Annotated in this window: 10 protein-coding genes, 1 tRNA gene and 1 pseudogene; 8 read left to right on the forward strand and 4 right to left on the reverse strand. The window is 50.1% G+C overall.

Features of this window, described 5'->3' with window-relative positions:
• The 3 genes and pseudogenes from ACLQ7H_RS26010 to fadK form a co-directional block, all read left to right on the forward strand.
• Positions 1-606: pseudogene (locus tag ACLQ7H_RS26010) on the forward strand (FAD-dependent oxidoreductase); the annotation flags it as partial.
• The gene (locus ACLQ7H_RS26015; protein ID WP_059199953.1) at positions 603-896 is read left to right on the forward strand and encodes a ferredoxin; all 294 of its coding nucleotides are present in this window, start codon (positions 603-605) and stop codon (positions 894-896) included. The pseudogene ACLQ7H_RS26010 and the gene ACLQ7H_RS26015, both read left to right, overlap by 4 nt.
• Positions 897-1,146: 250 nt before the next feature.
• On the forward strand, positions 1,147-2,787 hold the full coding sequence (gene fadK / locus ACLQ7H_RS26020; protein WP_411755169.1) for a medium-chain fatty-acid--CoA ligase: 1,641 nt from the start codon (positions 1,147-1,149) through the stop codon (positions 2,785-2,787).
• A gap of 60 nt (positions 2,788-2,847) precedes the next feature.
• Here the strand turns inward: fadK and ACLQ7H_RS26025 are convergent, their stop codons facing one another.
• From ACLQ7H_RS26025 to ACLQ7H_RS26040, 4 genes are all read right to left on the reverse strand, one after another.
• The gene (locus tag ACLQ7H_RS26025) at positions 2,848-3,438 is read right to left on the reverse strand and encodes a hypothetical protein (RefSeq protein WP_411755170.1); all 591 of its coding nucleotides are present in this window, start codon (positions 3,436-3,438) and stop codon (positions 2,848-2,850) included.
• Positions 3,439-3,691: 253 nt separating this feature from the next.
• Positions 3,692-3,764: transfer RNA gene (locus tag ACLQ7H_RS26030), tRNA-Gln, on the reverse strand.
• Positions 3,765-3,807: 43 nt separating this feature from the next.
• Positions 3,808-5,127 (reverse strand): hypothetical protein, encoded by a 1,320-nt coding sequence (locus ACLQ7H_RS26035; protein ID WP_411755171.1) that lies wholly within the window; start codon positions 5,125-5,127, stop codon positions 3,808-3,810.
• 93 nt (positions 5,128-5,220) lie between these two features.
• Positions 5,221-6,045, reverse strand: coding sequence for a hypothetical protein (locus ACLQ7H_RS26040; RefSeq protein WP_411755172.1), 825 nt, complete (start codon positions 6,043-6,045; stop codon positions 5,221-5,223).
• Positions 6,046-6,492: 447 nt separating this feature from the next.
• Between ACLQ7H_RS26040 and ACLQ7H_RS26045 the strand changes: the two genes are divergently transcribed.
• The 5 genes from ACLQ7H_RS26045 (at position 6,493) to ACLQ7H_RS26065 (ending at position 12,160) form a co-directional block, all read left to right on the forward strand.
• On the forward strand, positions 6,493-7,050 hold the full coding sequence (locus ACLQ7H_RS26045) for a fimbrial protein (RefSeq protein WP_411755173.1): 558 nt from the start codon (positions 6,493-6,495) through the stop codon (positions 7,048-7,050).
• A gap of 90 nt (positions 7,051-7,140) precedes the next feature.
• On the forward strand, positions 7,141-9,648 hold the full coding sequence (locus ACLQ7H_RS26050) for a fimbria/pilus outer membrane usher protein (RefSeq protein WP_411755174.1): 2,508 nt from the start codon (positions 7,141-7,143) through the stop codon (positions 9,646-9,648).
• Between the two features lie 18 nt (positions 9,649-9,666).
• The gene (locus ACLQ7H_RS26055) at positions 9,667-10,407 is read left to right on the forward strand and encodes a molecular chaperone (protein WP_411755175.1); all 741 of its coding nucleotides are present in this window, start codon (positions 9,667-9,669) and stop codon (positions 10,405-10,407) included.
• 16 nt (positions 10,408-10,423) lie between these two features.
• Positions 10,424-11,632 (forward strand): hypothetical protein, encoded by a 1,209-nt coding sequence (locus ACLQ7H_RS26060; protein ID WP_411755176.1) that lies wholly within the window; start codon positions 10,424-10,426, stop codon positions 11,630-11,632.
• A 114-nt stretch (positions 11,633-11,746) separates the two neighbouring features.
• Positions 11,747-12,160: a fimbrial protein gene (locus ACLQ7H_RS26065; RefSeq protein WP_411755177.1), complete on the forward strand. Its 414-nt coding sequence runs from the start codon at positions 11,747-11,749 to the stop codon at positions 12,158-12,160.
• The last annotated feature ends 369 nt before the right edge of the window (positions 12,161-12,529 follow it).

The following is a 12,529-nucleotide window of genomic DNA, read 5'->3' on the forward strand; positions in this document are numbered from 1 at the left end:
AACCGGGACTCCATCTCTCTAGGGCTGGTCTGCGGCCTGGGGGAAATTGGCCACGCGGGGAAAAGCGTGCCCCAGATGCTGGAGGACTTTAAGCAGCACCCATCCATTCGCCCGTTGATCCAGGGGGGGAAGCTGCTCGAGTACGGTGCACACCTGGTTCCGGAAGGCGGCAAGGCCATGGTGCCTACGCTGGCTGACGGCGGCGTGATGATCGTCGGCGATGCGGCAGGGTTCTGCCTGAACCTGGGCTTTACCATACGCGGCATGGATCTCGCCATTGCATCGGCACAGGCGGCTGCCAATACGGCCATTGCGGCTAAGCAGCGGCAGAACTTTTCCGCCAGCAGCCTGGGGGAATATAAGCATGCCCTGGAGCAAAACTGCGTGATGCATGAGGTGCATCACTTCCGCAAAATCCCTGCGCTGATGGAAAACCCGCGCCTGTTTACCCAGTATCCGCGCATGGTCGCGGACATCATGGGGGATATGTTCACCATCGATGGCAGCCCTACCCAGCCAGTGCGTAAGGCCCTGATGAAAAGGGTGAAACAGATTGGGCTGATGAATTTATTGAAAGACGGCATCAAAGGGGCGACAGCGCTATGAGCAGTGAAAATCCGGTCAACGTAGACGTCAAGCTGGGCATCAACAAGTTCCATGTTAATGAGGGCCACCCGCACATCATTCTGGTAGATAACCCCAACATGGATGAGTTCCGTAAGCTGATGCTGGCCTGCCCTGCCGGGCTGTATAAGCAAGACAGCGCGGGCAATATCCATTTCGATTCTGCCGGTTGCCTGGAATGCGGGACCTGCCGCGTGCTGTGCGGCGACACTATTCTTGAGCAGTGGGAATATCCTCTGGGAACGTTTGGCGTCGAGTTTCGCTACGGCTGATCCTGTTAGCGTCTGCCTGCCAGATCGTGCTTGCCCCCTCACCCCAACCCTCTCCCTCAGGGAGAGGGAGCTGGTACGGTGCCGAGATTAGATTCCGTGATCGATCTGTTTCTTCTGCAAAAAGGAATTGATTAGTGCGGTGACCAGGTAGATTTCTGCACCCAAAACGAACTCGATCTGTCCCCTCTCCCTGTGGGAGAGGGTTAGGGTGAGGGGCCACATCCCAGACATTTTTATTAGAGATAAACCAATGAGTGTCACGATAAAACTCAACCCTGAACGCCGGGCCAAATACCGGCAGCAAGGTTTTTGGGGCGATGCCTCGCTTGCTGATTACTGGCATCAAACCCTGCTGGCCATGCCGGAAAAGATTGCCGTGATCGACAATCGGGGAACTTCCTATACCTATGCCGCCCTAGACCACGCGGCAAGCAGCCTGGCGGCATGGCTGATCTCCTTGGGGATCCAACCGGGCGACCGCGTTGCATTTCAGCTTCCCGGCTGGTGTGAGTTTACCGTGATCTACCTGGCCTGCCTGAAAACGGGAGCCGTTTCCGTTCCCCTGCTCCCCTCCTGGCGAGAAGCAGAGCTGGTCTGGGTGCTGAACAAATGCCAGGCCAAGGTGCTGTTCGCACCAACCTCGTTCAGAAATACCCGGCCCATTGACCTCATTTTGACGCTGCGAGATCAACTACCCGATCTGCTAGAGGTCGTTGCCGTCGACAAGCTATCCCCCGCAACGTCCGCCCCCGCACTTAGCCAGTTGTTACGGGATACTCCGCCACTGACCACACCGGTCAGAGTGCATGGCGATGAACTGGCCGCCGTGCTGTTTACCTCCGGCACCGAAGGCAAACCCAAAGGCGTGATGCTGACGCATAATAATATTCTGGCCAGCGAGCGTGCCTACTGCGCGCGGCTCAATCTCACCTGGCTGGATACCTTCCTGATGCCCGCACCGCTAGGGCATGCGACCGGTTTCTTGCACGGCGTGACGGCCCCCTTTCTGATTGGCGCACGCAGCGTCCTGCTGGATATCTTTAATCCGCTCGATTGCCTTGCCCTGCTGCAACAAGAGCGCTGTACTTGCGTGCTCGGAGCAACGCCTTTTGTCTATGACCTGTTATGCACCCTGCAACAGCAGCCGCACGACATCTCATCGTTACGCTTCTTCCTGTGCGGCGGCACCACCATCCCGAAAAAAATTGCCCAGGATTGCCTGCAAATGGGCATTAAACTGCTCAGCGTCTACGGCTCGACGGAAAGCTCGCCACATGCGGTGGTCAACCTGGACGATCCCCTTTCCCGCGTGCTTAACACCGACGGTTTTGCCGCACCTGGGGTAGAAATCAAAGTGGTGGATAAACAGCGCAACCCACTCCCCATCGGCGAAGAAGGTGAAGAAGCCTCGCGTGGCCCCAACGTATTTTTGGGATATCTGGATGAGCCCGAGCTGACCGCCCGTGCGCTGGACGAGGATGGTTGGTACTACAGCGGTGATCTGTGCCGCATGGATGCCGACGGCTACATTAAAATCACCGGCCGCAAGAAGGATATCATTGTGCGCGGCGGGGAGAATATCAGCAGCCGCGAAGTAGAGGATATCCTGATGCAACATCCGCGTATCCATGATGCCGCGATTGTCGCCATGCCGGATGAACGATTAGGGGAAAGATCCTGCGCCTATGTGGTGCTTAAGGCTGCTTACGGCTCACTCTCTTTGGAGGAGGTCATCGCGTTCTTTGGCCGCAAACGGGTCGCCAAATACAAATACCCTGAACATCTGGTGGTAGTGGACAGCCTGCCGCGTAACGCCTCGGGCAAGATACAAAAATTTCTGTTACGTCAGGATATTTTGAAGCAGCTTGGCGAAGAGGTCGCTCATTGCTGATCTATGCGGGCGCAGTATGCTGCGCCCCAAGGTAGGAAGCCGGTTAAGGCTTTATCAATCTTACTTCTTGGTGTGATCGGCACGTATATCAAGCAAATCAGTATAGGTCACTACGACGCTCTGATTCACTTTCAGATCTTTCAGGCGCGCCTGGATAGCAGGATCTTCAACAGAAACGACCTTCTGACGCCCCGCTGGCCCTTCAAAGGTGATTTCGTGCTTTTTCACATCAATATGCGTGATTTTCAAGGTCAGATTGACCTGATGCACGGCATTGACGTTAGGATTAGGGTTGTTCTTGGTAGCATTGCTTTCTTCATAAAGGCTAGTGATCGCCGGTGCAGCCTTATCCAGGTCAGTATCAAGTTTAACGATGCGCGAGCGCACTATCGTGGCTTGAATCGTATCCCCCGCCTTTAAATGGGTTAAATCCTTTGCCTGATCGGTCAGTTTAAAACTGACGTTATGCCCTTCTGCCCCAGCCAAAACCACCACACGGTTTTGTTGGTCGACTGAAACCACTTTCGCCGCGAACTGATCGGTTTGGACCTCTCCGGCCAGTGGGATAAGGTCTGCATAGGTTGAAGTGATACTGATGGCTAGGAGGGAAAGTGCGGTGGTGGCTTTAATCAACGAGCGGATAACTTTCATTATACAACTATCCTTACTTATAAAGAGTCAATCAGATAAAAATGCTTTTCTCAGGCAGTCACTGATAACTAGCAAAAGAAGTAACGCATTTAAACCACATGGTATTGAATCACCAAGCTAATCATAGCACATTGACGATATTCAAAAGCTTACCCAAGGGGATGAGGTGAGCCAAAAAGCACGTCATGGCCCGTGGCGGCAAGGCCGGTAACCACAAATAAAATTGATATTTTTTGACAGGATAAATGAAAGGCTCTGGCAACAGGGCTCGAACCTGTGTCCAGTCGGTCCCAGAGCCGACTGCTCTACCACTGAGCTATACCAGAGTTAGGGCTATTATCTACGGCCTGTCAGCCCGGTCAAGAGGGGCTAACCGCCTTTACCGGAAAAATAGCCCGCCTTGCGAAGTATCAGGGCGATCTCTGGCTTATCCACCACCACACCATGAACCAGCTCCGGCGTTGGCACAAAAGCCACCGCCTGCCGATTGTGACGTGGGCTGATCCAACCCTTTTTATAAGGATCGACGCCAAACTGCGCACAGACCCGCTGCACATCAGCTTTGGTACAGCTTCTGGCACCAGAAAATACCTCCCAAGGGAAAGGCAGATTCGCCCACACCTGAGTATCCGGCTCTAGCCCACCGCCCGTCTGATAGTGCCAGGCGGCGACGTCCCCGGCCATCAGGCGTAGCACTTTACCCAGGCACATCTGTTCGACTATCCCCTCCATACCCAATACCTCAGCCAGCGCAAGCCACCCTTGCCGGGCGCTGTTCCAGGCTCCGGCCAGGGCATTCCAGGTGGAGGAATCATCGCCACGCTTCACGATCATGGTCTGGCGATTGAAGGTATTGCGTTGCCAGACCAATTGCAGCAATCCGGCCAGTTCGTTGAGCTGCGCCAGATAGTGTGTGAACAAGCTCAGCTTTTGCCGGTCGTCGAGGTGCTTTACGATGTCACGATCCGGCATGATATGGGCAATAGCATACCAGCCCGCCGAGGTCGGCACCTGTTGCACCCGTGCTAGCAGCAACTCGGCAACCTGGTCAAAGGCGCGATCCTGTGCCTGGTTGGTAAACACGCTGCGGCGGTTCATCCGGGCGGAAAGCCAGGCAATAAAGCAGGCAACGTCCGGCGTGGAGGCAAAATCCTCATAACGGATCAACATTGCCAACCCGGACTTGGCCATCCGGGTCGCCTGATATTTTTGCGTTTCCAACTGATAAGTCGCGAGCTTGTTCTCCAAGCGCTGCAGAAAACGGAACAGCTTGTTGTAGCGCCGTTTGGAAATCTCCATTCCCGCCTGCTGCCGCTGCGCACGGCTGAAACGATCGGCGATAAAATTATTACTGCCCGGGACTTTCTGGATCTCCACCGACAGTTGCTCAATCAACTGCCTGATCTGCTGAATATCACTGCAATCAATGGAGTCCAACGTCGGCGCACTAACAAACAGCTCCCCTGCCTTCGCCACCTGTTTCTCTGGAGCGACCGGTTGACGAAACTCCTGCATCATCGAGGTCATCTGTACCAGGCCGGACTTCAGTGACCCAGCCGCCGCCTGCCGTAGCAGAGCCGTTTCCACCAGCGTCAAGGAATCCCCCAACTGCGTGAGGATCAGTTCAGCCACGTCTTCCGGGCGTAGGCGGGTTTGCAACGAGGAGAACAGCCGAGCAAGGTTATCCATCAGGGTTAATCCATTAAAAAGTTAACGGTCAGTTGACGTTAATTTCAGACAGTGCGTTAGATTCCCCCAAATCAACATCGCTCGTCAAGCCGGCTAACGCGCCCCCAAAACGCCATACTCCACGGTCGCCAGATAAAAACAAAAGGCTTCTCTCACCATGTCGATAAAACGGGGTTTAAGCTCGATGGTTTTGCCATCCTGCTTCAAATACAACAGATCCAAACGTTCGGCTGCCTGAAAACACCGCTTGATATGCGAGCGGGATACCGAAAACGCCGCCGAAGCTTTTAAGTAATTGTATTGTACTGCTAACGTTCGTTGCCTGAGGCTTTCGACATACAGGTGAAACATCATCATATGCCCCCCATCCTTGGTCAAAAATGCGCGGCTATCTGGCACCGCGTCATACACAAACATCTCTTTCACTATAACCTGCGTATAGTTTTTGAAAAAATCCGCCATAAAATCACTATGATCAACCCTCTGTGCAAGATCGACCCCAGGGTAGATCATCGAGTAAGTCAGCAGCAGACTATTAATCAACTCGCGAACCTCGTTCACCCCTTTGGCTGTCGGTTGGTAGGTTAACTTGCGTTTATCCTGTCCATCACGCGTGATCGCTAAGCGCCCTCCTACCTGCAAGAAGGAGATAAATGAATCCAAGGCATTAGTGCTTAACAATTCATTGTTGATGCAAAGTTTTTTAACCTCTTTGAAGGAAGGATTATCCAAAGTGTAATAGCCACCTAATATGGCCAAAAAAATAATAATCCGATTGGCTTTAAACATCACCTTAAAATAGAGAGGATGAGTCAGATAGATTTTCTGAGTCGCATTATAATAAGCCTCTATCGCAGCATCCAAGCCCTCATCCAGACCAATTTCACGCCTCCTGCCATTGATTATTGAAACGACCACACCACAAACTCCATTTCAGCTCATCTATTACTAAAAACCGCAGCAAATCAAAATGAGAAACAACCTAGCGATAATGATTAATAATGTCAATGATTATGTTATTTATTATAAAATTACATAAAAACACAAGCAACCAATTGAATTAAAAGGAATTAATAAGATAAATAATCCAATTTACATTAATTATAACCACCCAAATTATAATTATTATAAATACCAAAATTAGCAACAAAAATGGACAGTGACTAACCCAATGTGCTGTGTAAGTCTATCCTTCCAAGGATTGGCTAGCTAAAAAGGACGTATTTCTAATGATTTATAGTTTTTAAGAGGCCTCACACCTGGCAACAAAACAGGCGCCATGTGTGAGGCCTTTTATATGAGCAACCTCAAGGAAAGGTATAGCCGATTTATACCAAAGACAGCATGTATATATGGAGATTAAAAATGACTATCAAGAAAACCCTGCTAGCCGCCACCGTATTAGCCTCTTTAGCGCTGAGCGGTACCGTTCAGGCTGACGTTCCCCCTGGTTCCCAAGGTAATGGCCAGATCCTGTTCAAGGGTTATGTATTAAAAGCCCCTTGCGGTTTAGCTCCGGGTATTGATGGCGACAACCAATCCATCAACCTGGGCCAAGTTTCTGATGCCCAGCTGACCACTATCGGTTACGCCACCCCAACCGAGTTTAAAATCAAACTGATCGGCTGCACGTTTGATGCTAAGGCTGCCGCTGAAACCAAAGTCAACGTACGTTTCGATGGTATGTCCGTCGGTGGTGCCAATGGTTTCCTGGGGGTCAGCGGTGATGCCAAGGGTCTGGCCATCCGCCTGTTAGATTCATCTAACAAACAGGTTAAGATTGCGACAAAATCTGAGCCTTATACCCTGCGCACCGGTGATAACACCCTGCAATTCTCCGCTCAGGTAGTCTCTCTGGAAGGGGAAACCGTCACTGCTGGTCACTATGATGCCTTAACCAGCTTCTCTCTGACCTACCTCTAAAACTTCCCCAAGTACATTAATGGTAATTGTCACCTTAGCAGGCATGGCTTGACCAAGCCTGCTACTTACTAGCGTTCAGAAACTATCATTATGAACAATAAGAAAAATTACTCATCCGTTTCAACCCTATTGTTTTTTATCGCTGTTGCACACTCAGCCTATGCAAAAAATAATGACATTGAGTTTGAAACCAGAGCTTTGGACATTCTCGATAAACAAAGCATCAGTCTGAGTAATTTTTCACGCCCTGATTATATTCCTGCAGGGAACTATCTGCTTTCACTAAAGTTGAATAATAGAACTATCAGCACCCTCCAGTTCCAGATAGTCGATCTCGACGCTGACAGCAAGGTTTGCTTTACCCCGGAACTGTTGCAGAAATTTGATTTAAAAAGTAGTGCCTTGCAGGGGATGATGGTACACCAGGCCCCTGGGGACAGCACCTGCATTATCGTCCAGGATTATGAAGGCAGCACGGTGAGAATCGATCGTAAAAAGAGCGAACTGTTGCTAACGATCCCGCAGGCCGCGTTAAATTATAACGATCCCAATTGGACACCGCCGGCACAATGGGATGAAGGCATTCCCGGCATCCTGCTCGATTATACTGCCAGCGGTAACGTCTATCAGAATAAACAGGGGTCAAACTACCTGTCATTATCTGGCTACGGGACTGCCGGTGTGAACTACGGTGCCTGGCGCCTGAGAAGTAGTCACCAGGCATTTTTATATAAAAGCAAACAGGGCGAAAAACAATCCCGCTTCAGCACGCCAACGGCTTACCTGGCGCGCTCACTCAATAATGCCGGTGCTCATTTAACTATGGGCAGAAACTACCTTTCATCCGATGTTTTCGACTCCATTGACTATACCGGGGTTGCCATTGCCAGTGACGATCGCATGCTGCCACCGGCATTGCGTGGTTATGCGCCAGTCATCGAAGGGATCGCCAACAGTAACGCCAAAATTACCATCACCCGTGGCGATAATAACGTTGTGTATGAAAGGATGGTGCCGCCCGGTAACTTTATCATCAACGATCTCACCGACACGACCTCTGGCGAGCTAAAAATGACCATCCGCGAGGAAAATGGTGAAGAGAGAACCTCAACCATTCAAACCTCCAACGTCCCTTTCCTAACGCGCTCAGGTCATGTTCGCTATAAAGCCATGCTGGGGAAATCGAATGAAAACAATGGGGGTTTCAACCCTTATCTAGCCACTGGTGAAGCCTCCCTGGGCATCCTTTCCGGCGCTTCATTGTTTGGCGGTTTTATCCTTACCAACGAACAGTACTACGCCATCAACGGGGGGATTGGTTACGATATGAGCGTGCTTGGCGCCCTCTCCTTTGACGTAACCCACACCGACGCACAGTTGACAGACTCCCGCCTGCGCGGCCAAAGCTACCGTATCAACTATTCAAAAATGTTCGACAGCATTGATAGCCAGATTACCTTTGCGGGCTACCGTTTCTCAGAAGAAAACTTCCTGACGCTGAATGATTTCATCACCATGAAAACCAGCCCGGATTACGCCAGCACCAGCAAGGAAAGTTACAATATCGTCGCCAGCAAGAGCTTTAGCGATCTCGGTTTCTCACTGAACGCCATTTATACCAAGCAAACCTACTGGCAGGACGTTTCCGACAGTAATACCTACGGGTTAAGCGTGTCAAAATCCTTTGACTTCGCCGGCATGAAAAATATCAGTACCTATCTCTCGGTTAACCGGACTGAGTATAAGAAAAGCTTTTATTCACAGAGCCAGAAAAACAATAACTCGATCTATCTGAGCTTTAATATCCCGCTCGGTTCCAGAACCTATATGAATACCGCGATGCGTACCAACAACGGCAAATTATCGCCTAGCCTGTCCTATACCAATAATGTTGATCCCGATAATACCTGGTCAGTGGGCGCAAGCACCTTTGACTCATTGAGCCAAAGCAAAATCAATGCCAACTCCTCGCAAAAAATGGATAAAGTCGCCACCACCTTAAACGCCTCGATCAGCGACAACGATTACTATTTAGGCGGCAGCATTAAGTCTGGCTTCACGGCCACCGCTCATGGTGCCGTCATGCACCGTGAAGGTTACTCCGGAAACTCGCGATTGCTGGTCGATACCAACGGTATTGCCGGAGTTTATGTCGGTAATGGTAGCCGCAGCGAGCCCACCAACGCCCAAGGGTTGGCCATCATCAATGACGTCCCGGAATATTACCGTACCGATTACTCGGTTGATGTTAATCGGCTCCCTGATGATGTTGATAGCTCGATCGCCAACATCCAAACGGTGCTAACCAAAGGGGCGATTGGTTATCGCAGACTGAATGTGTACCGGGGGATCAAAGCATTTATTCGCTTAACCGACTCCCAGGGCCGGCCAATCCCGTTTGGCACCACCGTTGAAGACGCCGCAGAGAAGAGAAGCGTTGGCATGGTGGGGGAAAACGGTGAGGTCTATATTTCCGGGGTCAGCAATGATTCCACGTTGAAAGCGATGGATGCGGCTGGCCGACAATGTTCCTTCAGCCTGCAGGGCCAGAATGTGTCGCTGACTTTCACCTCCTCTATGGTGTGCAAAACCCAATAATCTCACAAGGATATTCCCATGTTCCCACATGCTACCAAGCTCTTTGTTCTCCTGACGCTGGCAGGTTTTAGCGTTTCCCAGGCCAACGCGGCGATCTCTATTGATAGAACTCGCGTGATTATTATGGGAGATGAAAAATCGGCGCAGGTTAATATTATTAATCACAGTAAAAAATTACCTTATCTGGCACAAAGCTGGTTAGAAAATGAAAGTGAGGAAAAAATCAACTCACCCCTGACCGTGCTGCCACCGTTACAACGGCTGGAAAAAGATACTACGGTACAGGTCAATATTACCCCGCTGCCGGCGGCTGCCCAATTACCTCAGGATAGAGAATCACTGTTTTTCTATAACCTGCAGGAGATCCCGCCCAAATCGGATAAGAGCAACGTCATTCAGTTAGCATTACGGATTAAAATAAAGGTCTTCTACCGCCCTGCGAGCCTTAAAAAAATGGCCGCGGAGGTTTGGCAGGAGAAGTTAGTGCTTACCCCCATCGATAATGGGGTGAAGATCGTCAACCCAACGCCTTTTTATATCGTTATGCCTACCCTCAGCGTAGCCAACAAAGCGCTATCGCTGCCGGATGAGGCCATAACGCTTAAGCCACTGAGTGAAGTCACGCTACCGAACGCGCTGGTAAAAAACCAGGCCATCCAAATACAGTACATTAATGATTACGGCTCTTACAACGCGTTAAACTATCATTGCACAGCGAGCCAGTGCGCGGTGGTAAAAGACGGTAAAAAACACCCTTAATAGTGAGGCTATTGTTATGATTAAGTTTATCTTTAGCCTCTGCATAGGGCTGTTCTCTTTTAACACCGCCTGGGCCGATGCTTATATTACCTGTGATTTCGTTCCCGGTGGAGACCTCATCCCGCCGAATAATCTTAGATCCACGATCTATGATCAAGTCAGTCTAACCACGGAGAAATATAATTGCCGAAACAACGAAGATGGTTATTTGGAATGCGACTATCGATGGGTTTGGAACATTCCCAATCGCATATACTCCACAAGTGTATCCATTAATGTTCAATGTATAAATCTTGGCGATAAAACCGATAAAATAGCCTATAACTTCACTAATATAAAAGAGCAAATTTCTTCTTCTGACGTTTGGAAAAACCTGACGATGACCATCTCCGGCATTGGCCCACTGAAAACCTTTAGTAATCTTGAAAAGATGGATGACAGTAGAGCATTTGAGTGGAGTGACGGCAGTTTGGCTCCCTGCCAAAAAGAGTGCTGGAGTATGATAACGGCATGGCCGCGTTATACCAAGACCATAACTTTTAAATTTACCGTACAGCCAAAAGTTTTCAAACTCAATGATTACCAAAATCCTTATTATGATTTGCAGGACGCTGTAGGTACGCTCTGGATGTTTTCTGGTGATAATAAAGAGGCAAACTGGTCGACGCTTAACTCACCCTTCCTGTCTATTTGTGGCCTTGACTATAGAACAACCTGCAACCCTAAACCTGGCGGTGGCAGTGGCGGTAGTGGTGGCGGTATAATCAGGCCACCGATCAAGCAGTGTACCTTGACCGTTGTTACCCCCGACGTGGTGGCGTTCCAGCCGATTTCTTCCGACGATCTCAGCCGTGGCCGAGTCCGTAGCGAGGACTTCACCATGACCGTGATAAAAGGACCAGACCAGTCCACCCCCTGTATGGGCAGCGCCTATAACCTGCCCGGTGAAATCAAAACCCAAGGCGGCTACCCAATCAGCTCGACCTTTTGGGGCATTAGCCATAGCTCAGGTGCACCACAGGGGATCGGTCTGAAGCTGTTTGATTTAGGGAAAGGTAGCTACTTGAACTTTAACCATAGATACTCCAGCTTTATTAAGGATATCAGCAGCATCAGCGAATCAAAAAGGATCCGGGCTGAAATATCCGCCACCACCAAGGATCTGAAAAAGATCAAGGATGGTGAATACAGCCAGGTACTGACCTTCGAAGTCGCCATGCCGTGAGTGTTAATAGTCAGCGAGGCAATAATGAACAGTAGATGTTTACTTTTTTTAGCCGCGGCGTTGTCGGCAACCACGGCTCATGCGGAAATTACGGCGAGCAGTAGAACCCAGTTTATGGGCAGGATCACCGTCGCCACCTGCAATGTCGTGGTCGGTGACGACAATCAAACGATCAACATGGGCGAAATATCCAGCGCCGAGTTGGATACCAAAGGGAAATCCGCACCGGTTCCTTTTATCATCAATCTCTATGGTTGCGATACAGAGAATAAAAACGTCAAGATCGCGTTTGATAGAACGGGTACCGGCGCATCTGGCAGCCTGATCCCGGTTGATGGCGTGAGTGGTATCGCGTTAGGGCTGCTGGATAGTGACGGTAGCCCGCTGTATTTTGGTAGAAAATCCATTGGCCAAAAAATAAAAACGGGCAATAACACACTACTTTACTCGGCTTACATTGCCAAAACAGGGCCGATTAATTCAGGCGCATTTAGCCGGTTGCTTCACTATACGCTTTACTATGAATAGCCGCCCCTCTGCACCTCGTCGTTATCCTGCTTAACGCGTAGGTGCCAGCCGGGTTCATTCATTAATGAACCCAGTTAATTAACCCTAGCAAATTACGCCCTCTAATAGAATAAATCACTCTGCGTTATGCTTTTCACACACCACAGTGCAGGGTAACGTCATGCAAACAGTCAAACTGAACAAGGGTATTGCCATCCCCTTGGTGGGCTTTGATGTCTTCCAAATGACGCAAAGAGCGCGCACATCGCGACCCGGCGATGGTGGAATGGCTGGCCGGCCGTAAACTCGACGTTTAACGACATAAAATAGGAGGAACTCCCGAATGCAAACACGTTATCTCGGTAAGTCCGGGCTGGAAGTGTCAGCACT

The organism is Serratia sp. (in: enterobacteria) (assembly GCF_046715635.1).
Classification (GTDB): Bacteria; Pseudomonadota; Gammaproteobacteria; order Enterobacterales; family Enterobacteriaceae; genus Chania.